General features: G+C 64.6%; 19 protein-coding genes. 11 read left to right on the top strand and 8 right to left on the bottom strand.

Annotated features, from left to right (window positions below; genetic code table 11):
* Positions 1–7: 7 nt before the first annotated feature.
* The 6 genes from GH681_RS05810 (at position 8) to GH681_RS05785 (ending at position 6,252) form a co-directional block, all read left to right on the top strand.
* Positions 8–553 (top strand): hypothetical protein, encoded by a 546-nt coding sequence (locus GH681_RS05810; protein ID WP_153160472.1) that lies wholly within the window; start codon positions 8–10, stop codon positions 551–553.
* Positions 554–737: 184 nt separating this feature from the next.
* A complete protein-coding gene (locus tag GH681_RS05805) occupies positions 738–1,613 on the top strand; it encodes an alpha/beta fold hydrolase (protein ID WP_153160471.1) in 876 nt (291 codons plus the stop codon).
* Positions 1,614–1,957: 344 nt separating this feature from the next.
* A complete protein-coding gene (locus GH681_RS05800) occupies positions 1,958–3,517 on the top strand; it encodes a tetrathionate reductase family octaheme c-type cytochrome (protein ID WP_228111789.1) in 1,560 nt (519 codons plus the stop codon).
* A gap of 15 nt (positions 3,518–3,532) precedes the next feature.
* Positions 3,533–4,123: a cytochrome b/b6 domain-containing protein gene (locus tag GH681_RS05795; protein WP_194271145.1), complete on the top strand. Its 591-nt coding sequence runs from the start codon at positions 3,533–3,535 to the stop codon at positions 4,121–4,123.
* A 30-nt stretch (positions 4,124–4,153) separates the two neighbouring features.
* Positions 4,154–5,893: a DUF3373 domain-containing protein gene (locus tag GH681_RS05790; protein ID WP_153160469.1), complete on the top strand. Its 1,740-nt coding sequence runs from the start codon at positions 4,154–4,156 to the stop codon at positions 5,891–5,893.
* 35 nt (positions 5,894–5,928) lie between these two features.
* A complete protein-coding gene (locus GH681_RS05785; protein ID WP_153160468.1) occupies positions 5,929–6,252 on the top strand; it encodes a hypothetical protein in 324 nt (107 codons plus the stop codon).
* A gap of 421 nt (positions 6,253–6,673) precedes the next feature.
* On the opposite strand, the gene GH681_RS05780 is transcribed toward GH681_RS05785, so the two are convergent.
* Both GH681_RS05780 and GH681_RS05775 read right to left on the bottom strand, forming a co-directional pair.
* Positions 6,674–7,567: a DMT family transporter gene (locus GH681_RS05780; protein WP_153160467.1), complete on the bottom strand. Its 894-nt coding sequence runs from the start codon at positions 7,565–7,567 to the stop codon at positions 6,674–6,676.
* 19 nt (positions 7,568–7,586) lie between these two features.
* Positions 7,587–7,904: a chorismate mutase gene (locus GH681_RS05775; RefSeq protein WP_153160466.1), complete on the bottom strand. Its 318-nt coding sequence runs from the start codon at positions 7,902–7,904 to the stop codon at positions 7,587–7,589.
* 260 nt (positions 7,905–8,164) lie between these two features.
* Between GH681_RS05775 and GH681_RS05770 the strand changes: the two genes are divergently transcribed.
* From GH681_RS05770 to GH681_RS05750, 5 genes are all read left to right on the top strand, one after another.
* Complete coding sequence (locus tag GH681_RS05770; RefSeq protein WP_153160465.1) at positions 8,165–8,629, top strand: GDP-mannose mannosyl hydrolase; 465 nt, start codon at positions 8,165–8,167, stop codon at positions 8,627–8,629.
* A 513-nt stretch (positions 8,630–9,142) separates the two neighbouring features.
* Positions 9,143–9,736, top strand: coding sequence for an HD family hydrolase (locus GH681_RS05765; RefSeq protein ID WP_153160464.1), 594 nt, complete (start codon positions 9,143–9,145; stop codon positions 9,734–9,736).
* A 68-nt stretch (positions 9,737–9,804) separates the two neighbouring features.
* Positions 9,805–10,218 carry a hypothetical protein gene (locus tag GH681_RS05760; protein WP_153160463.1) on the top strand — a complete coding sequence of 138 codons (414 nt, stop codon included), beginning with the start codon at positions 9,805–9,807 and terminating at the stop codon, positions 10,216–10,218.
* 26 nt (positions 10,219–10,244) lie between these two features.
* A complete protein-coding gene (locus tag GH681_RS05755) occupies positions 10,245–10,730 on the top strand; it encodes a GNAT family N-acetyltransferase (RefSeq protein WP_194271144.1) in 486 nt (161 codons plus the stop codon).
* 358 nt (positions 10,731–11,088) lie between these two features.
* Entirely contained in the window at positions 11,089–13,284 is a 2,196-nt protein-coding gene (locus GH681_RS05750) for an OsmC domain/YcaO domain-containing protein (protein ID WP_153160461.1), read from the top strand.
* 126 nt (positions 13,285–13,410) lie between these two features.
* Here GH681_RS05750 and GH681_RS05745 read toward each other — a convergent pair whose 3' ends face one another.
* From GH681_RS05745 to aceE, 6 genes are all read right to left on the bottom strand, one after another.
* The gene (locus tag GH681_RS05745) at positions 13,411–15,732 is read right to left on the bottom strand and encodes an ATP-binding protein (RefSeq protein WP_194271143.1); all 2,322 of its coding nucleotides are present in this window, start codon (positions 15,730–15,732) and stop codon (positions 13,411–13,413) included.
* On the bottom strand, positions 15,726–16,274 hold the full coding sequence (locus GH681_RS05740; RefSeq protein ID WP_153160459.1) for a hypothetical protein: 549 nt from the start codon (positions 16,272–16,274) through the stop codon (positions 15,726–15,728). Before GH681_RS05740 ends, GH681_RS05745 begins: the two co-directional genes overlap by 7 nt.
* Positions 16,275–16,645: 371 nt before the next feature.
* Complete coding sequence (locus GH681_RS05735; protein WP_194271142.1) at positions 16,646–17,980, bottom strand: diguanylate cyclase; 1,335 nt, start codon at positions 17,978–17,980, stop codon at positions 16,646–16,648.
* Between the two features lie 224 nt (positions 17,981–18,204).
* Positions 18,205–19,995 carry a dihydrolipoyl dehydrogenase gene (lpdA, locus tag GH681_RS05730; protein WP_153160457.1) on the bottom strand — a complete coding sequence of 597 codons (1,791 nt, stop codon included), beginning with the start codon at positions 19,993–19,995 and terminating at the stop codon, positions 18,205–18,207.
* A gap of 88 nt (positions 19,996–20,083) precedes the next feature.
* Positions 20,084–21,757 (bottom strand): dihydrolipoyllysine-residue acetyltransferase, encoded by a 1,674-nt coding sequence (gene aceF, locus GH681_RS05725; RefSeq protein WP_153160456.1) that lies wholly within the window; start codon positions 21,755–21,757, stop codon positions 20,084–20,086.
* 17 nt (positions 21,758–21,774) lie between these two features.
* Positions 21,775–24,450: a pyruvate dehydrogenase (acetyl-transferring), homodimeric type gene (aceE, locus tag GH681_RS05720; RefSeq protein ID WP_153160455.1), complete on the bottom strand. Its 2,676-nt coding sequence runs from the start codon at positions 24,448–24,450 to the stop codon at positions 21,775–21,777.
* Between the last annotated feature and the right edge of the window lie 113 nt (positions 24,451–24,563).

Here is a 24,563-nt window from a genome sequence, read left to right as displayed (position 1 = left end):
GCGCGCAATGGGAAACGACTGGATTCTGGCCAAGACCGTGGCCGGGGTGGAGGAGATCGCAACCCGCACTAGACGGGTTCCGCCGCGCCTTCGGACGATGCTGATTCTCGTGGACGGCCGGCGCAGCGTGGCCGAGCTGATCGACGCCGCCGCCGGCCTGGGCGACGTGCGCCAGGCGCTTGAAACGCTCCACGACGAAGGCTTCGTGATCCGTGTCGGCGGCCCGCGGCCGGTGGCGGCGGTGGCGAGCCGCGCCTCGGCGCAGGTGGATGCCCGCAGCCGGCCGGCGCCTGCACCCGTGCCGGATCAACCGGCCAAAGCACCGCGTCAGCGGCGATCCCTCGCCTTGGCGAGGCTGTACCTCCTCAACGCCATGGAGCAGAGCCTGCGCCACGGCGACCAGCCGGTGCGCGACCACCTGCGCAACGCCACCTCCCGCGCCCAGCTGGTGCTGGCCTTCGAGATGTGCCAGGAAATCGCCGACGAGCTCGGCGTGCGCCACATCGACACCATCGGCAAGAACTTCTACGAGATGCTGCCCGACGAGGGCTGACCGCCTTCGGCTGTGCAAGCAGTGGACATTCCGCCCGCCCGGGATGCATCGGCACGCCCGCCTGTGCTGTACTGCCCGGCCGGGCCGCGTGCCGTGTCCATCGCGCCGCGCCGGCCCCCGACCCCACAACAATAAGTCGCGACCGGCCCCGCCGCCGGCCTGCGTCACGCCGAAAGGAAACAGGATGACGACCGCCGCGCCCACCCCCGCCCTGACCGAAGCCGAAACCAGCAAGTTCGTCCGCATCACCGAGGGCGAGCTCGACCTGCAACTGCACTACAACGACTGCGGCAGCGGCGCCGAGACGGTGGTGATGCTCCACGGCTCCGGCCCCGGCGCCAGCGGCTGGGCCAACTTCAACCGCAACATCGAGCCCCTCGTGAATGCCGGCTACCGGGTGATCCTGATGGACTGCCCGGGCTGGAGCAAGAGCGACCCGATCGTGTGCACCGGCTCCCGCTCCGAGCTCAACGCCCGCTGCCTCAAGGGCCTGCTCGATGCGCTGGGCCTCGACAAGGTGCACATCATCGGCAACTCCATGGGCGGCCACAGTGCGGTGGCCTTCGCGTTGTTCAACCCCGGCCGCGTCGGCAAGCTCGTGCTGATGGGCGGTGGCACCGGCGGCCCCAGCCAGTTCGTGCCCATGCCCACCGAAGGCATCAAGCTGCTGCAGGGCCTGTACCGCGACCCGACCATCGAGAACCTCAAGAAGATGATGGCGGTGTTCGTCTTCGACACCAGCAGCCTCACCGACGCGCTGTACCAGGCCCGCCTCGACAACATGATGGCCCGCAAGGATCACCTGGAAAACTTTGTGAAGAGCCTGGCCGCCAACCCCAAGCAGTTCCCCGACTACGGCCCGCGCCTGGGCGAGATCAGCGCCCCGACGCTGGTCATCTGGGGCCGCGACGACCGCTTCGTGCCGATGGACGTGGGCCTGCGCCTGCTGTGGGGCATGCCCAACGCCGAGCTGCACATCTTCAATCGTTGTGGGCACTGGGCCCAGTGGGAGCACGCGGACAAGTTCAACCGGATGGTGGTGGATTTTCTGGCCCACTGACCCTTTTCAGTCTTTCCGGCAGATGAAAGGCCGCGCCCGGTGCGCGGCCTTTTGTCGTTCGGGGGGAGCGCTTTTGCTTCGGTGAAATCCACCACGCTCCGGGATGTCTGGTCGCGGCAAAAACCGGCCCGGCAGCAAGGCGCCGCAACATCGTTGCCAGCAACGTGTGTTTTAACCGTGATCTCATCGTGGGTATTGATGAATATCAATATTCGAATATTAGAAAGTTCTTAGATTTAGCTTGTGCTGTTTTGCCGTGCACCACTTCAGTCGGTTGATTCGCAAGAGGGGGGCGTATGCAAGTGCTCAAGCAACTTTTATTCGCGCTGTCGATGGCTACGCTGATGGGAGGGACTGCCCATGCGGCGGCCGATCAGAAGGCGGGGGCGGCCACTGCGGCGCTGCTCAAGTCCACGGCGGATCACAGCAAGTTCAAGGAACTCCAGCGACCGTTCCAGTCTGGCCCGGAAGTCACCAAGGCCTGCCTGACGTGTCACACGGAAGCCGCCAAGCAGGTTCACCAGACCCAGCACTGGAAGTGGGAATACGTGAATCCCGGCACCGGGCAGACGCTCGGCAAGCGGCATGTGATCAACAATTTCTGCACCTCGGTCTCGTCCAACTACAAGGCCTGTGCCAGTTGCCACATCGGCTACGGGATGGAGGACGGCAGCAAGTTCGACTTCGCCTCCCAGGAGAACGTCGATTGTCTGGTGTGCCACGACGCCACCGGCAAATACAAGAAGCCCTCCGGCTTTGCCGGCAACCCGGTGACCAAGGACACCGAGTTTCCCCCTGGCTCAGGCAAGATCATCCGCGGCATCGATCTGCAGGCCATCGCCCAGAAGGTCGGCAAGACCCGTCGTGAAACCTGCGGCGCGTGCCATTTTTATGGCGGCGGCGGCGACGCCGTGAAGCACGGCGATCTGGACAGCTCCCTCGAACAGCCCGACAAGGCGCTCGATGTGCACATGGACGCCGAGGGCAACAACTTCACCTGCGCCACCTGCCACAAGACCGACGGCCACCAGGTGCCCGGCAGCCGCTATGCGCCCACCGCCATGGACAAGGGCGGCGCCCACATGCGCGGCAAGGCCGACAGCAGCAACCCGGCCACCTGCCAGGCCTGCCACGGCCAGGCGCCCCACGGCATGGCCAAGCTCAACGACCACACCGACAAGGTGGCCTGCCAGACCTGTCACATCCCTGCCTTCGCGCGGGGCGACATGCCCACCAAGATGTCCTGGGACTGGTCCACCGCCGGCAAGCGCGACGCCAAGGGCAAGCCGCTGGTCATCACCAACGACGACGGCCACATCACCTACAACGGCATCAAGGGCGATTTCGTGCTCGAAGAGAACGTCCGCCCCGAGTACATGTGGTTCAACGGCTCGGTGAAATACACCCTGCTCGGTGACGACATCGACAAGAGCCGCCAGCCGATCGCCATCAACACCTTTGAAGGCGGGCCGGACGATGGCAAGTCGATGATATGGCCGGTCAAGGTGTTCCGCGGAAAGCAGCCTTTCGATCCGGTCAATCGCTCCCTCGTGGTGGCCCATCTGGCCGGCGAGGACGACACCGCCTACTGGAAGAACATGGACTGGCAGAAGGCCATCACCGCGGGCATGGCCACGGTGGGCAAGCCCTACTCGGGCAAGGTGGATTTCATCGAGACGGTGGCGATGTGGCCGATCACCCACATGGTCGCCCCCAAGGAGAAGGCCCTGGCCTGCACCGAATGTCACGCCCGCGGTGGGCGCCTCGACAAGATCGAGGGCATCTACATCCCCGGCCGGGGTGGCAACCGCATCGTCGATACGGTGGGTTGGCTGGCTGCGGCGGCGCTCCTTGCCGGCGTGCTGGTGCATGGCCTCATCCGCTTCGTCAATCGCAAGCACTGACCGGGAGACGGGATCATGGGACGCGTCTATATCTTTACCCGCTTCGAACGCCTGTGGCACTGGATTCAGGCGGTGCTCATCATCGGCATGCTGATCACCGGCTTCGAGATCCACGGCAGCTATCACCTGCTCGGTTTCGAGCAGGCCCACCGGGTGCACACCACCGCCGTGTGGGCCTTCATCGGGCTGTGGGTGTTTGCCATGTTCTGGCACCTCACCACCGGCGAGTGGCGGCAATACATCCCCACGATGAAGAACATCGACAAGATCGTCCGCTTCTATGCGGTGGGGATCTTCAAGGGCGAGCCTCACCCCTTCAAGCCGACCCGCGAGCGCAAGCACAACCCGATGCAGGCCCAGACCTACCTGGGCGTGACCGTGGTGGTGACGCCGCTGATCTGGCTCTCGGGGCTGGCCTATCTCTTCTACAACGAGCTGGGTGCCGCAGGTTTCCGCGTCGACCTCGGGACGATCGCCACCGTGCACACGGTGGGCGCCTTCCTGATGCTGGCCTTCCTGATCGGGCACATCTACCTCGGCACCACCGGCCACACGCCAATGGCCCACTTCCGGGCGATGGTCACCGGCTGGGACGACGATCACTGATTCAAACAACGCAGCTTACAGGGAGTTGTCATGCAAACCCGTCATGTCAGAACCTTGATCGGTGTCCTGGTGGCAGGGCTGTTCCTGCCCTTCCAGGCCCAGGCCGAAACCAACGCCGAACTGCTCAAGCGGATCGAAGCCCTCTCCCAGGAACTCACCCGCCTGAAGAGCCAGGTGGAAGCCAACAACGCCGCCACCACCGCCAACCGCCAGGCCACCGAAGAGCTGAAGGAGAAGGTGGTCAAGGCCGAGGACAAATCCTCCGAGCGCTGGCTCACCATCGGCGGTGATTACCAGTTCCGCGTCGATAGCCTGTGGGGCGAGACCAAGCCCTTCACCGACGTGAGCGCCACTTTCGCCAACGCCCAGGCCCAGCTTCAGGCCAACTTCTTCGCCAACCCCACGCCCGCCAATGGCGCCGCGCTGGCGGGGCTGATGCGGTTTGCTTCCGACATGTCCGGCGTGCGCACCTACCAGCAGGCCCAGAGCTTCATGGGCGCCAATGCCGGAATGATGGGTGCGCTGGGCAGCTTCGGCGTCCCGGTGGCGGCCTACAAGCCCCGCAACGACACCCTCTACACCAACCGCTTCGGCCTCGATCTCGTCGCCAAAGCCACGCAGGACGTGACCGTCAACGCCCGGCTGGTGATGTACAAGACCTTTGGCGCCGGCGACGACGACGCCGTGACCAACGGCGGATCGGCCCCGTACTTCGCCGATCGCGTGGGCGTCTTCGACGGCACCCTCGGCCACATCCCGTCGAGCAGCTATCTCAACGTCGACCGGGCCTTTGCCACCGTCAGCAACATCGCCGATCAGGACATCTGGTTCTCGGTGGGCCGTCGCCCATCCACCCACGGTGCCCCGAGCAACCTGCGCCTCAACGCCCCGCGCCCCGGCAACGGCGGCACGCCCTCGCTGCTGGTGGACTACGCCTTCGACGGCATGACCGTCGGCTGGGCGCCCGACATCGACGGCCTGCCCGGCGCCTACGGCAAGATCTGCTACGGCCGCGGCTTTGAAAGCGGCTTCCGGTCCACCCCCGGCAACTCGCTGCAGGATACCGACATGCTCGGCGTGGCCCTGATCCCCATCGACACCGACCCCCTGCGGGTGTGGCTGCAATGGAACCGGGGCTTCAAGATCTTCGACGCCCCCAAGATGCAGGACACCTACTTCGGCAACACCATGCCCAAGGTCAACCTGGGTGACATCGACTGGTACGGCATGGGCGCCATGGGCACCATCAAGCAGGTGGGCGTGGGCGATCTCAACTACTTCGCCGATCTGGGCATGAGCGTCACCCACCCCAACGACAACGTCTCGGCGCAGTTCGGCTTCCAGGGGCTGCTCACCGGCGGCTTCTTCAGCCCCGAAGCCGCCCGCGACAAGACCGGCACCGCCATTGCCCTGGGCGTGCGTTACGACCTGCCCTCCAGGACCAAGCTCGGCTTTGAATACAACCACGGCTCCAAGAACTGGATCACCTTTGCCCCGGCGGCCACCGACATGTGGACATCCAAGGTGGGCACCCGCGGCAACGTCTATGAGCTCTACCTGATCCAGGAACTCAACAGTCGGCCGATCTCGTCCTATCTGGCGAAGAGCTTCGTTCGCCTGGGCTTCCAGTACTACGACTTCCAGTACACCGGCAGCAACAACTGGGTTGGCGCCCCCGTGAAGATGTCCGACGTGAACGGCCAGATGATGACCACCACGCCGCTCGACAACGCCTACAACGCCTACGCCACCTTCGAAGTGAAATTCTGAGGGCACGAAGCCCCGCTGATCAAAGGAACCCAACCATGCGCAAGCTCATCTCCAACCTGATGCTCTCCGTGGCCGTCGTGATTTCGGCCGCCTCCTTCAGCACCCCGGCCGTGGCCGACGACGTGAAGATGGTCGGTGTCATCACCAAGATCAAGCTGGCCGCCGACGGCAAGTCGGCCGTCGCCATCCTCAAGGACAACAAGTCCGGTGACAGTGTCACCATCAACATCAACGACGATCTCACCCTCGACAAGTTCAAGGACAAGCGCATCGTCGAAGGTGACGAGATCCGCGCCAAGTACGACAACGCGGGTGGCAAGAACGAGAGCAAGTCCTTCAAGAAGACCGCCGGCTGCTGACACCTATCCCGCCCGCTGTCGGGCAAATCGGGGCGGCTCCCTGAGCGGAACCGCCCCGTTTTCGTGCACCGCCCGCAGAGTGCCGGGGCATCGTCGGCCTGGCGAGGGTCGGCTCCGCGCCCACGCCCCCTGTAGGTCGGACTTCAGTCCGACACCCCCACGCCCCTAAGCCCGCACCCGCAAGCGCTGGATCACCCGCCACGCGGTGTGCTGGTGCATCGCCGGCCCGGCGAGGGTCGGCTCCGCGCCCAGGCCCCCTGTAGGTCGGACTTCAGTCCGACATCCCCACGCCCCTAAGCCCGCACCCGCAGCCGCTGGATCACCCGCCACGCGGTGTGCTGATGCATCGCCGGCCCGGCGAGGGTCGGCTCCGCGCCCAGGCCCCCTGTAGGTCGGACTTCAGTCCGACATCCCCACACCCCTAAGCCCGCACCCGCAGCCGCTGGATCACCCGCCACGCGGTGTGCTGATGCATCGCCAGCCCGGCGAGGATCAAGCCCGTTCCTGCGGCCACCCTCGGGCCGATCACCTCGCCGTTGAGCCAATGGCCCAGCATCAGCGCCAGCACCGGCGTGATGAGGGTGATGAGCGCCACCTTCGACGCCTCCAGGTGGCGCACCACGTAGAAGTACAGGGCAAAGCCCACCGCCGAGCCGAACACGCCCAGATAGGCGATGGCGCCGCCGGCGCGCAGGGGCACGTCGTGGGGCAGGGTGCCGTCGGTCGCGAGCCACAACAGCGCGAACAACGGCAGCGCCACGATGATGGAGCCGATGGTGGTGGCGAGCGGCGGGCTGTCGTCGCCGATGCGCTTCATCCCCACCAGGCTGGCGGAAGACGCAAGCACCGCGCCCAGCAGCGCACAGACACCGGCAGCCTCGTTGCTGCCTGCGCTCGCGCCGTCATGCAGAAAGATCAGCGCGAGCCCGGCGGCGCTCAGCAGCATTCCGCCAATCTTGATGGGGGTGAGATTGCGTTCGCCCAGCCAGCGGGTGGCAAACACGCCGGCCACCAGCGGCGACAGGCCGAACAGCACCGAGATCAGCCCGGAGCCCACATGACGGGCGCCCCAGTAGGTGAGCGCCATGGTGCCGAACAGGCCGAGCCCGCCCACCAGATAAGCGCGGCGGGCGCGGGCGTGAAGGGGAATCGGATGGCGCCCGAGGCGCAGGAGGAGGGTGGCAACGACAACCCCGATCAGCATGCGGGCGAGCACGGCAAAGGCAAACCCGGTGCCTTCGGTGCTCCAGCGGACAGCCAGCGGGGTGGTGGACCAGATGAGGATGATCGAAGCGTAAGCGAATGGAACAGACATGGGTGTGACTCCTGCGGGATCAATCGGGGTGTTGGGGCGCGGGTGGGTGCAAGCGGGCACGGGCGGCGCGCTCCATCTCGATGAAGGCGCCAATCATGGCGCGCCAGGTGGCCTCGACCACCTGCGGGTCGGCACCCAGCTCCACGGCCAGCCCATTCACCCGTGCCAGCACCTGGGCCACGCGGTCGGGCGCGGCGACTTCGGCGTCGCTACGCTTGAAGCCGGCGGCCTGGGCTACACAGGCGCCGCGCTCGGCGATCAGGGCCACCAGCTGGCGGTCGATGGCATCGATGCGCAGGCGCACATCGGCGAGGGAGGTGAAGACGGGATACGACATGGCAAGCTCCTTTCAGGGGCGTAAAAAACACAAAGGCCGCGGTCTGTGAGAACCGCGGCCTTTCGGAGAAATCAGGGAATGGAGAGGGTTTAGTCCATTCCGGGCCACGGACGCACGACGGCGCGCCATGCACGCAGGGCACGGCGGCAAATCAGGGCGTAAGTGGCGGATGTGAATTGCATCCGGTTATATTGGGGGCGGATGGCGCACCGCGTCAAGCGGGCCGCCGGCCTGCCGCGGCAGGGCCCGGAGTGCAACAGGTGGAATCGCAGCAAGGTTTTGTCGAACTGGTGCGGGCGCTGCCCCTGGTGTCGGTGGATCTGGTGCTGGTGCGCGGCGGGTGTGAGATCCTGCTCGGCCTGCGCACCAACCGCCCGGCGCAGGGAAGCTGGTTCGTGCCCGGCGGGCGCATCCTCAAGGACGAAAGGCGCGCCGACGCCCTCACGCGGGTGGCCCGCCGCGAGCTGGGGATCGACGACATCCACGGGCTGGCGCCCTCCTTCCTCGGCCCCTTCGAGCACTTCTACCCGGATTGCTTTGCCGGCGACATGGGCGTGACCACCCACTACGTGGTGCTCGCCCACCGCATCGATGTTCCCGCAGATTTTGACGTGCAAGGCATCGACGAGCAGCACGAATCCCTGCGCTGGTGGCCGATTGCCGAAGCCACGGCGAGCGCCGACGTGCATCGCTACACGCGGGATTACCTGCCGCTGCTGGGCTGAGCCCCTGCGCAACAGGCATTCCCGCACCCCCAACCGCCTTGAACACAAAATTACTGACACCCCCAACCCTGTAGGTCGGACTTCAGTCCGACAAGAGCGATGCAGGATTCTGTCGGACTGAAGTCCGACCTACAGGGTGGTGAATCCTTCTCGCAGCCCTGCGATTGCTTCTCGCAGCGGTGCACATGCTTCTCGCAGTGCTGAGATTGCTTCTCTCAGGCGTGAGATTGCTTCTCTCAGCCCTGAGATTGGTTCTCGCGGGCGTGCGAATGCTTCTCTCAGCCCTGAGATTGCTTCATTCAGACGTGAGATTGCCTCTCGCAGCCCTGAGATTGGTTCTCGCAGGCGTGCGAATGCTTCTCTCAGTGGTGCACATGCTTCTCGCAGTGCTGCGCGAAGGGTCGGCGTCCATTGCCGGCAGCCCGGCTGTGCCGTCCGGAGCCCCGGCGGCGAGGCGGGCAGGGCGGGTCTGCTAGACTTTGCCATCCCCCATCCCAGAGAGAACGCAGCAAAGTGACCCCGTCCACCCTCGAAAGGCAACTGGCCTTCCTCAAGGAAATCGACCGGCTCAAGAGCATCGTGCGCCTGTCGCCGCTGATCGATCGCTCGCGCCGCGAGAACAGCGCCGAGCATTCATGGCATCTGGCGATGTACGCCCTGGTACTGGCCGAGCACGCCACCGGAACGGTGGATGTGCAGCGCGTCGTGAAGATGCTGCTGATCCACGACATCGTCGAGATCGACGCCGGCGACGTCCCCTTCCACATGCCGGCAACCCATGCGGGTCAGGACGAGCGCGAACGCCTCGCCGCTGAACGCCTCTTCGGCCTGCTGCCCGACGCCCAGGCGGCCGAATTCCGCGAACTGTGGTTCGAGTTCGAAGCCGCCGAGAGCGACGACGCCAGATTCGCCAAAGCCCTCGACCGCTTCCAGCCCATGCTGCACAACGCCGCCACCGACGGCGGCACCTGGGTCGAATGCGACGTGACGCTGGAGCAGATCACCGCCCGCTGCCAGCCGCCCATCGAACGCGGCGCGCCGGCACTGTGGAAAGCCGCGCTTGGGATGGCCGAGGCGCATTACGGCAAAGGATCGGGGCAGCAGTGAGAGGCGCTTCCGGTGGGCCGGTTGAGAAAGTGCGATCGGCCAACGCCTGATGTCGGCTGCGCTTGTCCTTGGCGGACACGCTGAGTTGGATCCATGCTGAAGCCTTGCGTCAAATCTGGCGCCCGAAAACAAAGTTGAGCATCTCGATGATCAGTCTTTTTCTTGAAGTCATCCTCCTGGTCGTGCTGCCCGCGCTCTATGCGTCAGGTGTTTCGTGGGCTTTCTGGTCCGGTTTTTCCAGACCGTGGCTTTTTGTTTTCTCGTCGGCGGCATTGCTTTACTTCTTGTATTTTATTGTCCTCTATTTCGGCGCTCCGTCCGGCGGCGGCTTCGTCCTTGAGGTGCCGCATCACGGTGAGCCATCCCATCAGGCTTTTTTTGTATTCCTTGAGCCGTACTTCAAACCAATGCTTCTTTTTTCCGTGCTATCGGTTCCGCTATTGGGGCTTCTGATTAAAGTGTTTCGCAAAAAGGCTGCCTGATGGGGAAAACGACCGAGATACGCGCCATGCGCGCCGAAGACCTTGCCGCGGTGCTCGAAATTCAATCGTGTTGCTACGACGCAGCGAAGCTGGAGTCGCGCGAATCGTTTCTTGCCAAGCTGGAGGCCTCCCCGGCCACATGCTTCATCGCCACCGTGGCTGAAGTTCCGGTTGGCTATCTTGTGGCGATACCGGCCGAGGAGGGCAGTCCGCCATCCCTGAATGAGCCAACCTATGTGCCGCCACCGGCAGCCAATGCGCTGTACCTGCACGACCTGGCCGTGCACCCGAGGGCGCGAGGTTCTGGCGCGGCGGCTGCGCTCGTTGCAGCGTATTTCCATACGCTCAGGCTGTCACACGCGCGGTTTGGCTGCCTGACTGCGGTCAATCAGTCGAGTACGTATTGGGAACGTCACGGTTTCCGATCGACCTCGGTGGCCGACGCAGAGGCGGGGTGCATGGACACCTACGGAGAAGGCGCGCAGTACATGAGCTTGCGCGTGAGTGTCTGAAACCGACCATGGGCCTTTGTGGTGGCCCGGTATTTCTGGTTACGGAACCCGTCTTCGGTCGTTGGCGTAGGTCGGGTTAGCGCAGCGTAACCCGACATCTTGTGCTCGGCCTTGTGACTCCCCGCTTTTCCTGGGGCGACGGATACGCACGATGAGTCGGGTTACGCTGCGCTAACCCGACCTACATGAGCTTCCGCCCTGAGCAAGCCGATTCGGGATGTCGCATCTCGGTTGATCGGGTGACGGCGCTGCGGGCTCGCTGCGGGCGCTGTGCCGTGCCGAGAAACCCGCGTTTCGCGGTGCAAAACCGGTGATAATGGCGGCCAATTTGTTTTGAGCGCCGCGTCAGGATTCCCCTATGGAAATTAAGGTCAATTTTCTCGACAAGCTTCGTCTGGAAGCCAAGTTCGATGATTTCACGGTGGTGGCCGATCAGCCCATCCGATATAAGGGCGATGGCTCGGCGCCGGGGCCGTTTGATTATTTTCTGGCGTCGTCGGCACTGTGTGCAGCTTACTTCGTGAAGCTGTATTGCAATACCCGCGATATTCCGACGGACAACATCCGCCTGTCGCAGAACAATATTGTCGATCCGGAGAATCGCTACAAGCAGATCTTCAAGATTCAGGTTGAATTGCCGGAAGATATCTCCGAGAAGGACCGCCAGGGAATCCTGCGCTCCATCGAGCGCTGCACGGTCAAGAAGGTGGTGCAGACGGGGCCGGAGTTCGTGATCGAGGAAGTTGAGAATCTCGATGCCGATGCACAGGCCTTGCTGACGCTGAATCCCGATTCGGACGCAAACACTTATATCCTGGGCAAGGATCTGCCGCTGGAGCAGACCATTGCCAACATGTCGGCGCTGCTGGCGGGACTGGGGATCAAGATCGAGATTGCGTCGTGGCGCAATCTGGTGCCCAACGTGTGGTCGCTGCATATCCGCGATGCGCATTCTCCGATGTGCTTTACCAATGGCAAGGGTGCGAGCAAGGAAAGTGCGCTGGCGTCGGCCCTGGGTGAATACATCGAGCGGCTGAGCTGCAATCACTTCTATAACGATCAATACTGGGGCGAGGAATTCGCCAACGCGCCGTTCGTGCATTACCCGGATGAGCGCTGGTTCAAGCCGGGCCGCAAGGATGCGCTGCCCAAAGAGATCCTCGATGAATACTGTCTGGGAATATACGATCCCGATGGCGAATTGCGCGGCTCGCATCTGTACGACACCAACTCGGGCAATACGCAGCGCGGCATCTGTTCGCTGCCCTATGTGCGTCAGTCGGACGGTGAGGTGGTGTATTTCCCGTCCAACCTGATCGACAACCTGTTCCTCAGCAATGGCATGAGCGCCGGCAATACGCTGGCCGAAGCGCAGGTGCAATGCCTGTCGGAAATCTTCGAGCGGGCAGTGAAGCGCGAGATTCTGGAGGGCGAGATGGCGCTGCCCGACGTGCCGCACGAAGTGCTCGCGAAGTACCCGGGCATTCTGGCCGGCATCGACGAGCTGGAAAAGCAGGGGTTTCCGGTGCTGGTAAAGGATGCGTCGCTGGGCGGGCGGTTCCCGGTGATGTGCGTCACCCTGATGAATCCGCGTACGGGTGGCGTGTTCGCTTCGTTCGGGGCTCACCCAAGCCTGGAGGTGGCGCTGGAGCGCAGCCTCACCGAGCTGCTGCAGGGGCGCAGTTTTGAAGGCCTGAACGATCTGCCGCGGCCCACCTTCGAGAGCAACGCCGTCACCGAGCCGAACAATTTCGTTGAGCATTTCATCGACTCCAGTGGCGTGGTGTCGTGGCGCTTCTTTAGTGCCAGGGCCGATCACGAATTTGTCGAGTGGGATTTCTCCGGCAAGGGTGAGAACTCGAATGCAGAGGAAGCCGCGGCCTTGTTCGGCATTCTCGAAGGGATGGGCAAGGAAGTTTACATGGCGGTGTATGACCAGCTCGGCGCAACGGCCTGTCGCATCCTGGTGCCGGATTATTCCGAGATCTATCCGGTGGAAGATCTGATCTGGGATAACACCAACAAGGCGCTGGCCTTCCGCGCCGATATCCTCAACCTCCATCGCCTCGACGACGACGCGCTGGAGGCGCTGCTTGAACGTCTTGAAGACAGCGAGCTCGACGATTACACCGACATCATCACCCTGATCGGCATCGAGTTTGACGAGAATACCGTCTGGGGGCAGCTGACGATTCTGGAATTGAAGCTGCTGATCAATCTCGCCCTGCAGCAGTTTGAAGCGGCGAAGGAGCAGGTCGAGGCCTTCCTGCAGTACAACGAGAACACGGTCGAGCGCGGCTTGTTCTATCAGGCGGTGAACGTGGTGCTTGAGGTGGTGCTGGACGACGAGCTGGAGCTGGACGATTACGAGGCCAATTTCCGTCGGATGTTCGGCGACGAGCGGATGGATGCGGCGATGGGGTCGGTGGACGGCAGCGTGCGCTTCTTCGGTCTCACACCCACGAGCCTGAAACTGGAAGGCCTCGACCGCCACCAGCGCCTGATCGACAGCTACCGCAAGCTGCACACGGCCCGGGCCCGGCTGGCGGCGTAGCGCGACCGGGGTTGCGGATCACGCTGCAAGTTCGGGCTGAACCGCTCCAGACCTTCGATCGGACTTCTGGCGCGCAAGGCATGGCGCCAGCGCCGGGGAAGGAAGAGGCGGGGTGTTCAGGCGCGACTAATGCCCCTGCGTCGTTCCGCGTTGCAACCACAGGAGAAGGGTTGCGAACATCTGGTCGGGTTCGACGGGTTTGGTGATGAAGTCGTTCATGCCGGCAGCGAAGCAGCGTTCGCGGTCTTCGTTGAAGGCGTTGGCCGTCATGGCGATGATCGGGAGCTTGGCGGCCTGGGGGAGTTTGCGGATCTCGCGAGTTGCCTCCAGGCCGTCCATGTGGGGCATCTGCATGTCCATCAGGACCAGGGCGTACTGGCCGGGAGGCGCCTGCCGGATGCGTGCAAGGGCTTCGAGGCCGTCGCTGGCAATGTCGGCCACAAGGCCGGCGTCGGCGAGGTTCTCCTGGGCGACGATCTGATTGATCTCGTCGTCTTCGACGAGCAGCACGCGGGCGCCGGCAAATCGGGTGGCGATCTCGTGGCTGGCGTCCTTGCTCCGTTGTTCCATCTGGATGGGCTCGTCGTCCTCGATCTTGTCGAAGACCGCCGAGAACCAGAAGGTGCTGCCCTTGCCCGGGGTGCTGCTGGCGCCGGCCTCGCCGCCCATCAGTTCGGCGAGCTTGCGGGTGATGGCGAGGCCGAGGCCCGTGCCGCCAAAACGCTTCGACATGGACGAGTCGCCCTGCTCGAAGGGAGCGAAGAGCTTTGACAGCGTTTCTTCGTCGATGCCGATGCCGGTATCGACGACTTCAAAGCGCAGCTTGATCTGCGATTCGGTTTCTTCTTCTTTCAAGGTGCGGATCGTGACGCTGCCCGCTGGCGTGAACTTGATGGCGTTTCCGGCCAGGTTGAGCAGCGCCTGGGTGATGCGCATCGTGTCGCCGCGCAGCGCCCGGGGGAGCGGGTCGGATTCGGTGCGCAGCACGATCCCCTTGGCGGCGGCGCTTTCGGAGAGGATGGACACCACGTTGTTGGGGGTGACGCCCACGTTCATGGGTTCGCGGACGATCACCAGCTTGCCGGATTCGATCTTCGAGAAGTCGAGGATGTCGTTGATGAGGTGGAGCAGGTGCTTGCCGGCCGCATGGACGCGCTCAAGCTTTTCGGTGGACTCGGTGTCGAGCGCGCGTTTTCTCAGCAGGTGGGTGAGCCCGATGATGGCGTTGAGGGGCGTGCGGATCTCGTGGCTCATGTTGGCCAGGAAGGCGCTCTTGGCGACGTTTGCGGCTTCGGCGAGGGATCGCGCCCGCGCCATCTCGGCCAGGGTTTCGCGTTCCTGGGTGATGTCGTCGATGACCGACACCAGGCCCTTGGCGGGGTCGCTCGGGTCGACGGCGCTGCCAGTGATGCGTACCCAGATGCGGGTGCCGTCGCGGCGGACGCATTCCTGCTCCCGGCAGTGCAGTTCGCCACGCCAGATCTGCGCGTAGGCGGCCTGGCCGGTGGTCTGGAAGGCCTCGTCATCGGGATACAGGATGGCGGTGGATTTTCCGATCATCTCGCCCACGGGCCAGCCGAACATCTCGTGCATCCGGCGGTTGCCGCGGACGATGGTGCGGTCGGTGACGAGGGCGATGCCGGAGCTGGCGGAGTCGAAGATCGTCTGCAGTTCGGCGGAGCGGGCGGCGAGCTCGGCCGAGCGGCTGGCGACCAGCTCTTCGAGCCTTTCGTTGAGCGTTGCGGTGGCTTCTTCGGCCCGCCTGCGCCGGTGATTCTGGATCGCCAGCGCAATGGTCAGGGCGGACAGCACGGCAATGGCGGCCGAAGCGGTGATGACGGCGCTCCGGTATTCGCTCCACAGCGTTCGCGGGCGATTGAGGAACAGCGTGTCTTCGGGGAGCGCCGCCGGGTCGGCCCCCCAGCGCTGCAGCTGGGCCCAGTCGAACATCGGCCGCGGCGCAACGACGGCGTCGGCGTTGATCGCGTCGACCCGGCGGGTTCCGGTGAGCAGGTCGGCGCTGAGTTCGCCTGCCTGTCGGGCAACCGTCGTGGTGACCACCACCGAACCACCCGTGAGCCCTTCGCGGATATGGGCATCGTATAGCGCCAGCACGGGCGCGTTGGTGCGTCGGGCAACGTCGGCGGCAACCTCGGCCGGGATGAAGTTGCGCCCCGTGCGATCCTTGTAATAGAGCCCCAGCAGCACGAGCGTGTCGGGCGGGAGGGTCGAGATGCGCTGGAGCATTTCGGCGTGGGAGAGCGCAGAGGTTTCCTCGACCTCCAGCTTGGCGGATGCGGCCTTGAGCGCGGCGTTTGCCTGGGCGATGAAGAAGGGCTGCTCGCTGTCGGCCCCGGTGACGACCACCACCCGTCGTGTTTGCGGAAAGAGCTTGAGCCCGTGGTGGATCGTCCCGGCGATATCCCAGCGCCGGATGATGTTCAGCATCGGGGCGGCGGGCCGCGCCATGCTACGGCCGGGTTGGAGATCAGGGTGGCCAGCACCGGTACGTCGGGCGGCACGATGCCGTAACCGTCCTGGGCCAGAAATTCGAGCGCCCCCTGGTTCTGCACCATCACGAGGCCGATGTCGGCCTTGGCGAGCTTGTCGCGCAGCACGCCGGCCAATGTCTGAGGCCAGTGGGGGTCACCACTGCGGACGAGGTCGAGATGCTCGACATAGATGCGATTGACGCTGATGCCCCGGTCTTTCAGGCTGCTTACCGCCCCGGCGGTGAGCGTGTCCATGACCGGGAGACCGTACTGGGAGCCCGACAGGATGAGCACGGACTTGTGCGCTGCGCCCGGTTGCGGGGCTGACGGGGTGGGCGCGGGGTCTGCGTGCGGCGGCGTGGCGGCCAAGCCGGTGCCGGACACGAGCAGCAGGATCACCCCGGCCGTGAGCGCACGCAGGGGCTGGGCAAGATGCCGGCGGAGCCAGAAACGGACAACACAGTGCGGCGTCATCACCGCGGTCAATCGAGATTGCATCCACTCCCTCCCCGAGTCGTGGGAACCCAGCTGCATGCAAAGCGCTATCGACTCTGGAGTGCCCGGGCTTTATGGAAAAAGCCGTTCCTGTCTTGGGATCAAGAGCTTACAAGCCCACTCTAAGCGCATCCTCCGGTCAAGTCCAGAAAACCGGATTGGCATCGTGGTCTTGAGCGCTGCGAGGCGGGGTGACAGGAGCGTGATGTCATTTTTGGGCGGCTGCACGCTTCGGTGCGGCGTCTTGTGATGGTGCGGTGCGGCGCCATCTGTCCTGGTGCCGAATACGCGCTGGTCTTCCACCTTCACCGGTTGTTCCGGTCGCGCCCAGGTCGGGCAGGCAACGGACCTTGGGCACGTCCTGGCCGGCGACGTCAGCCGCCCGCGCCGCACACCCGGTTGCGCCCGCTCTCCTTGGCGGCGTAGAGGGCCTTGTCGGCGAGACTCAACAGCACGTCGATGTTGTCGTCAGGGGAGCTCAGGCTTGATACGCCAATCGACACGCTGAAGGTGACGGGCAGGCCTTCGGCAAGGGGGATGCGGGCGTTGGTGATGGTTTCGCGCAGGCGCTCGGCGGCGTCGACGGCAAAGTGCTGGTCGGTTTCGGGGAGCAGCACCGCGAATTCCTCGCCACCCAGGCGGCCGAGGATGTCCACGTCGCGGAAGGTGGCGTGGCACAGGTCGGCGACGGCCTTGAGCACGATGTCGCCCACCTTGTGGCCGTAGCGGTCGTTGATCTGCTTGAAGTGGTCGATGTCGAGCATCAGCATCGAGAGCGGGCTGCCGTAGCGGTGGGCGCGGCTGAGCTCCTGCTCGGCGCGTTCCATGAAGTGGCGGCGGTTATGGACGCCGGTCAGGTAGTCGATGTGGGCCTGGCGGCGGAGTTCTTCTTCGAGGAGCTTGCGTTCGGTGATGTCGGTGTGGGTGCCGCACATGCGGATGCCTTTGCCGTTCTCGTCACGCTGCATCACCTTGGCCTGGTCGAGGATCCAGCGGATGCTGCCATCCTTGTGGAGCATGCGGTATTCGAGCTTGTGGGCGGCGGTGCGGCCTTCGAGGGCGTCGAAGACGGATGCCCAGGCGCGCTCCCGGTCGTCGGGGTGGACGAAGTCGGACCACTGCTGCGCGGTGTGCTGGAGCTCTTCGAAGGTGTAGCCCAGGATCTGGCCCCAGCGGGGGTTGCGCTCCACCTTGCCGGAGACCACGTCCCAATCCCAGAAGCCCAGCTCGGAGCCTTCGAGCACGAAGCGGAGCTGCCGGGCGCGCTCTTCCAGCGCGATCTCGGCTTTCTTGCGTTCGGTGATGACGTCGAAGAGCGCCACGAAGTGGTCCGGCTTGGGGCAATACACCGAGATGGACAGCCACTGATTCAACGCCTTGAGGTAGGTGACGAAGGTTTCGGGGTCGCCGCCCCTGGCCACGCGTCCGTAGATCTCGAAGAGCCCGGCGTCGGATTCCTGCACGCCGGGGATGACCTCGCTGACGAGACGCCCGACGACATCTGCAAGGCCGGTGAGCGTCCGGAAGGCGGTGTTGGTGTAGAGGTAGCGGAAATCGTGGGGGCGGCCATTGCGGTATTCCATGCGGCAATAGGCGACGCCGTTGAGCAGATGGTCCAGCAGCCCGTCCAGCGCGTGGCGATCTTCAGGCTGGATGGTGTCGAGAATGAAGTGAGCGTGCGTGGAAGCGCGGTCCGCGGGGGTGGTCATGACGGTGCCTGATCCGTTCGGTCGGAGGAGGAAAGATACACGCATCTCTCCGCCCCCGAAATCGTGTCGCGTGCTGCTGGAATCCTTCCTGCGCGGGCTTCTTCGCTGCAAGCACCCCCGGAGCGGCGAGGGCACGACTTTCTCCACTTCCCAGGCGCCCGACGAGCCAAAAAAAAGCGGCCCGAAGGCCGCCAAGCATCGTTGCAACAGGGATCTGTACTGTTCTACTTCTTGCGCGCCGGGGGCACGTCGGTGCAGCTGCCGTGGGCCACCTCGGCCGCCATGCCGACGGTTTCGCCGAGGGTCGGGTGCGGGTGGATGGTCTTGCCGATATCCACGGCATCCGCGCCCATCTCGATGGCCAGGCACACTTCGCCGATCATGTCGCCAGCCGACGGGCCGACGATGGTGCCGCCGATCACGCGGTGGGTCTCGGCGTCGAAGATCAGCTTGGTGAAGCCGTAGTCGGCACCGTTGGCGATCGCGCGGCCGCTGGCGGCCCACGGGAACTTGGCGGTTTCCACCTTCTTGCCTTCAGCCTTGGCCTGGGCTTCGGTGTAGCCGACCCATGCCACTTCCGGATGGGTGTAGGCCACGCCCGGGATCACGGTGGCGTCGAAGGCGGCCTTGTGGCCCGCTGCGACTTCGGCCGCCACGTGGGCTTCATGCACCGCCTTGTGGGCAAGCATGGGCTGGCCGACCACGTCGCCGATGGCGAAGATGTTGGGCACGTTGGTGCGCATCTGCGCATCGACCGGGATGAAGCCGCGATCGGTGACGATCACGCCGGCCTTCTCGGCGCCGATCTTCTTGCCGTTGGGCGCGCGGCCCGCGGACTGCAGGATCATGTCGTACTTGACCGGCTCGGAAGGCGCGCCCGAAGTTGCGTCCACTCCTTCGAAGGTGACGTACAGGCCGTCTTCCTTCGCATCCACGGCGACCGTCTTGGTCTTCAGCATGATCTTGTCGAAGCGGCTGGCGTTCTGCTTCTCCCACACCTTCACGGCGTCCCGGTCCGGGCCCTGCATCAGGCCGTCCATCATCTCGACCACATCGACGCGGGCGCCGAGGGTTGAATAGACGGTGGCCATCTCGAGACCGATGATGCCGCCGCCGATGACCAGCAGCTTGCCGGGCACGAAGCGGAGCTCCAGCGCGCCGGTGGAATCGACGATGCGCGGGTCACGCGGGATGAAGGGCAGATGCACCGCGGCGGAACCGGCAGCGATGATGCACTGCTTGAACTTGACGACCTTCTTGGCGCCGGTCTTGTCCTGGCTGGTGCCGGTGGTTTCCTCGACTTCGATGTGGTTCGGGTCGAGGAAGTGGCCGTAGCCGCGGATCACGTCCACCTTGCGGCCCTTGGCCATGCCGGCCAGACCGCCGGTAAGCTTGCCGACCACCTTCTCCTTGTGAGCGCGCAGGGCATCCACGTCGACGGACGGCTTGGCGAAGCTGACGCCGGCCACGGAGGCGTGTTCGGCCTCCTCGATGACGGCGGCCACGTGCAGCAGGGCCTTGGACGGAATGCAGCCCACGTTCAGGCACACGCCGCCGAGGGTGGCGTAGCGCTCGATGATGGCCGTCTTCAGGCCGAGGTCGGCGGCGCGGAAGGCGGCGGAGTAGCCGCCGGGGCCCGCGCCCAGCACGACCATGTCGTACTCGACATCGGCCGCGCCACCGTGGCTGGCAGCGGCCGGCGCGGCTACCGGCGCCGCGGCAGGGGCCGCAGCCGGGGCAGTCGCTGCTGCCGGAGCGGGGCTTGCGCCCGCGCCTTCGGTTTCGACGACGATCAGCACCTTGCCTTCGCCGACACGGTCACCCAGGGCAACCTTCACTTCCTTGATGACGCCGGCGGCCGAGGATGGCACGTCCATCGTGGCCTTGTCGGATTCGAGCGTGGCGATGGCATCGTCCACCTTGATGGTGTCGCCGACCTTCACGAACAACTCGATGACCGGCACGTCGGAAAAATCGCCGATGTCGGGTACTTTGACTTCCACTAATTGACTCATCTTGATCACCTCTTTGGGCGTAGTGTGAAAAGTGCGGGGGAGGCGAAGGCTTTACGCCTGGCTCCTCACCCCTCACTCCTCACCGATTTCAGAGCATGACCCGACGGAAGTCGGCCAGCAGTTGGGCGAGGTACACGTTGAAGCGGGTGGCCAGCGCGCCGTCGATCACGCGGTGATCGGCAGTCAGCGACATGGGCAGGGTGAGGCGCGGTACGAACTGCTTGCCGTCCCACACCGGCTTCATCACCGACTTGTTGACGCCCAGGATGGCCACTTCCGGTGCATTGACGATCGGCGCGAAGTAGGTGCCGCCGATGCCGCCAAGGCTGGAGATGGTGAAGCACGCGCCGGACATGTCGGCCGGCTTGAGCTTGCCGTCACGGGCGAGCTTGGCCAGGGAGCCGGTTTCGGCGGCGATCTCGAACACGCTCTTCTTGTCGGCGTCCTTCACCACCGGCACGACGAGGCCGTTCGGGGTGTCGGCTGCGAAGGCGATGTTGAAGTACTTCTTGTAGACCAGGTTGTCGCCGTCGAGACTGGTGTTGAACTCGGGGAACTCCTGCAGCGCGCGCACCGAAGCCTTGATGATGAAGGCGAGCATGGTGAGCTTCTTGCCGGACTTGTCGTACTCCTTGTTCATCTGGACGCGGAAGGCTTCCAGATCGGTGATGTCGGCGTCCTCGTGATACGTGACGGCCGGGATCATCGCCCAGTTGCGGGCCAGGTTCTGGCCGGAGATCTTCTTGATGCGCGACAGCGGCTTCACTTCGACTTCGCCGAACTTGGAGAAGTCCACCTTCGGCCACGGCAGCAGGTCGAGCCCGCCACCCAGGCTGCCGACGGCAGCGGCAGCGGCCACCGTCTTGCCCGGAACGACGCCGGTGCTCATGGCACCCTTCACGAAGGCAGTGACGTCGGCCTGGATGATGCGGTTCTTCGGGCCGGTGGCCTTGACCTGGGCGAGATCGACACCCAGTTCGCGGGCAAAGGCACGCACCGACGGGCTGGCGTGCACCTTGCCGCCGAGGGTGACGGCGGACGGCGCGGCGGCAGCGGCCGGGGCGGCTGCAACCACCGGGGCCACGGCTGCCGGGGCGCCATCGGCGAGCGGGGTGGTCGGGCCGGAGGCCGCAGGCGCGGGGGCGGCTGCAGCCGGGGCAGGCGCAGTGGCGCCGGCACCGGTTTCAACCTTGATCAGCACCGCGCCTTCGGACACCTTGCTGCCCAGCTGGACCAGCACTTCCTTCACCACGCCGGTGGCGGAGGAGGGCACGTCCATCGTGGCCTTGTCGGATTCCAGGGTGGCGATGGCGTCTTCCGCCTTGATGCTGTCGCCGACCTTCACGAACAGCTCGATCACCGGCACGTCGGAGAAGTCGCCGATGTCCGGGACCTTCACCTCGACGATGCCACCGCCAGCGGCGGGGGCTGCCGCCGCCACGGGGGCGGGTGCGGCCGGTGCGGCAGCGGGGGCCGGCGCCGGGGCAGCAGCAGCCGGAGCGGGCGCCGCGGCAGCTGCGCCGGCGGCTTCGACCTTGATCAGCACGGTGCCTTCGGCAACCTTGTCGCCCAGGCCGACCAGCACTTCCTTGACGATGCCGGCGGCAGAGGACGGGACGTCCATCGTGGCCTTGTCGGATTCCAGGGTGGCGATGGCGTCGTCCACCTTGATGGTGTCACCGACCTTGACGAACAGTTCGATCACCGGAACCTGGTCGAAATCGCCAATGTCCGGAACCTTTACTTCGATGAGTTGGCTCATGTTTGCGCTCCTCTCGATCAGACGGACATGGGGTTCGGCTTGGACGGGTCAAGGTTGTACTTGACCAGCGCAGCGGCGACCTTGTCGCGATCGATCCTGCCTTCGTCGGCCAGCGCCTTGAGGGCGGCCAGGGTGACCCAGTGGCGATCCACTTCAAAGAAGTGGCGCAGCTTCTCGCGGGTGTCGGAACGGCCGAAACCGTCGGTGCCCAGGGTGACGTAGGTGTTCTTGACGAACGGGCGGATCTGCTCGGAGAAGAGCTTGATGTAGTCGGTGGCGGCGATCACCGGGCCGACGGCGCCTTCGAGCTTCTGCTCGACGTGGCTCTTCTTCGGGGCTTCCAGCGGGTGTAGCAGGTTCCAGCGGGCAGCGTCCTGGCCGTCGCGGGCCAGTTCGTTGAAGCTCGGGCAGCCCCAGATGTCGGCCTCGACACCCCAGTCGTTCTTGAGCAGGTCGGCCGCGGCGATGACTTCGTTGAAGATCGTGCCGGAACCCAGCAGCTGCACGCGCACGTCGCCGGCGCCGCCCTTACGGAAGGCGTACATCCCCTTGATGATGTCGGCCTCGGCACCGGCGGGCATTTCCGGGTGCTCGTAGTTCTCGTTCATCACGGTGATGTAGTAGTACACATCCTGCTGCTCGGCGAACATGCGGCGCATACCGTCCTGCACGATCACGGCGACTTCGTACTGGAAGGTCGGGTCGTAGCTGATGCAGTTCGGGATCATGTTGGCCAGCAGCTGGCTGTGGCCGTCCTCGTGCTGCAGGCCTTCGCCGTTCAGCGTGGTGCGGCCGGCGGTACCGCCGATCAGGAAGCCGCGGGTGCGCTGGTCGGCTGCCGCCCAGCACAGGTCCATGGTGCGCTGCAGGCCGAACATCGAGTAGAAGATGTAGAACGGAATCATCTGCACGCCGTGCACGCTGTAGGCGGTGCCGGCGGCGATCCAGTCGGCCATGGCGCCGGCCTCGTTGATGCCTTCCTGCAGCACCTGGCCGGTTTCGCTTTCCTTGTAGAACATGAGCTGGTCATGGTCTTCCGGAACGTACTTCTGGCCTTGCTGGTTCCAGATGCCGTACTGGCGGAACATGCCTTCCATGCCGAAGGTGCGGGACTCGTCCGGCACGATCGGGACGATGTTCTTGCCGATCTGCTTGTCCTTCAGCAGGGTGTTCATGATGCGCACGATGGCCATCGTGGTGGACAGCTCGCGGCCTTCACCCGACGCCTTGAGCAGGGCGGCGAAGGTTTCGAGCGGCGGCACCTCGAGGGCGGCAGCGGTGCGGCGACGGCTCGGCAGGAAGCCACCCAGGGCCATGCGACGCTCGCGCATGTACTTGTATTCGGGGGAGTCTTCCGGGAATCGCAGGTAGGGCAGCTCGGCCAGCTTGTCGTCGGGTACCGGCAGGCCGAAGCGGTCGCGGAAGCGGCGGATCGACTCGATGTCGAGCTTCTTCTGCTGGTGGGAGATGTTCATCGCCTCGCCGGACTGGCCCATGCCGAAGCCCTTGATGGTCTTGGCGAGGATCAGCGTCGGCTGGCCCTTGTGGGTGACGGCGGCGTTGTAGGCAGTGAAGATCTTGAAGATGTCGTGGCCACCGCGGTTGAGGTTCCACACCTCGTCGTCGGTCCAGTCGGCCACCAGGGCGCGCAGTTCGGGCGTGTTGAAGAAGTGCTCGCGCACGTAGGCGCCGTTCTTGGCCTTGAAGGTCTGATACTCGCCGTCGCACAGCTCCATCATCCGCTTCTTCAGGATGCCCTTCTTGTCGCGGGCAAACAGGGCGTCCCAGTGGGTGCCCCAGATCAGCTTGATGACGTTCCAGCCGGCGCCGCGGAACTCGGCTTCGAGCTCCTGGATGATCTTGCCGTTGCCGCGCACCGGGCCGTCGAGGCGCTGCAGGTTGCAGTTGATGACGAAGATCAGGTTGTCGAGCTTCTCGCGGCCGGCCATGCCGATGGCGCCGAGGGATTCGACCTCGTCGGTCTCACCGTCGCCCAGGAAGGCCCAGACCTTGCGCTGCTCGGCCTTGGCGGCGTCGATCAGGCCGCGGCTGGCGAGGTACTTCATGAAGCGCGCGGAGTAGATCGCGCACAGGGGGCCAAGGCCCATCGACACGGTGGGGAACTGCCAGAAATCCGGCATCAGCCACGGGTGCGGGTAGGAGGAGATGCCCTTGCCGTCCACTTCCTGGCGGAAGCTGTCCATCTGCTCGTCGGTCAGACGGCCGAGCATGTAGGCGCGGGAGTAAACGCCGGGAACCGAGTGGCCCTGGAAGAAGATCAGGTCGCCGCCGGTTTCGTGGTCGATGCTCTTCCAGAAGTGGGAGAAGCCCACGTCGTAGAGCGCGGCGGCAGAGGCGAAGGAGGCAATGTGGCCGCCGACGTTGGTGTGCTTGTTGGCGCGCACCACCATGGCCATGGCGTTCCAGCGGATGTAGGAGTGGAGCTTGATCTCCATGTCCGGATTGCCCGGGTACTTGGGCTGCTGGTCGGCAGGAATGGTGTTGATGTACTGGGTGTTGGCGGAGTAGGGGATGTCGATCCCTTCCTCACGACCGGCTTCGATCAGCTTTTCGATCAGGAAGTGGGCACGGTCGGTGCCTTCCTGTGCGACGACGCCTTCGAGGGCGTCCAGCCATTCCTTGGTTTCCTGGGCGTCGATGTCAGCCCGGATCTCTTGCGTGTTCGCGGCCATGGTTTTGTCTCCTCATGACTTGCGGGTTGTGGGTTGTTGCCGTGGGTAACGGCAACGTGCTTTCACTACAAACCGGAGCAGGGTCGGATCACGACCCGAATTTTTCGTAATAT

Origin of the sequence: Zoogloea sp. 1C4, assembly GCF_009469605.1 — a bacterium.
Classification (GTDB): Bacteria; Pseudomonadota; Gammaproteobacteria; order Burkholderiales; family Rhodocyclaceae; genus Zoogloea; species Zoogloea oryzae.
Note: the sequence above shows the minus strand (reverse complement) of the source record. Positions and strands in the feature narration are given on the sequence as shown.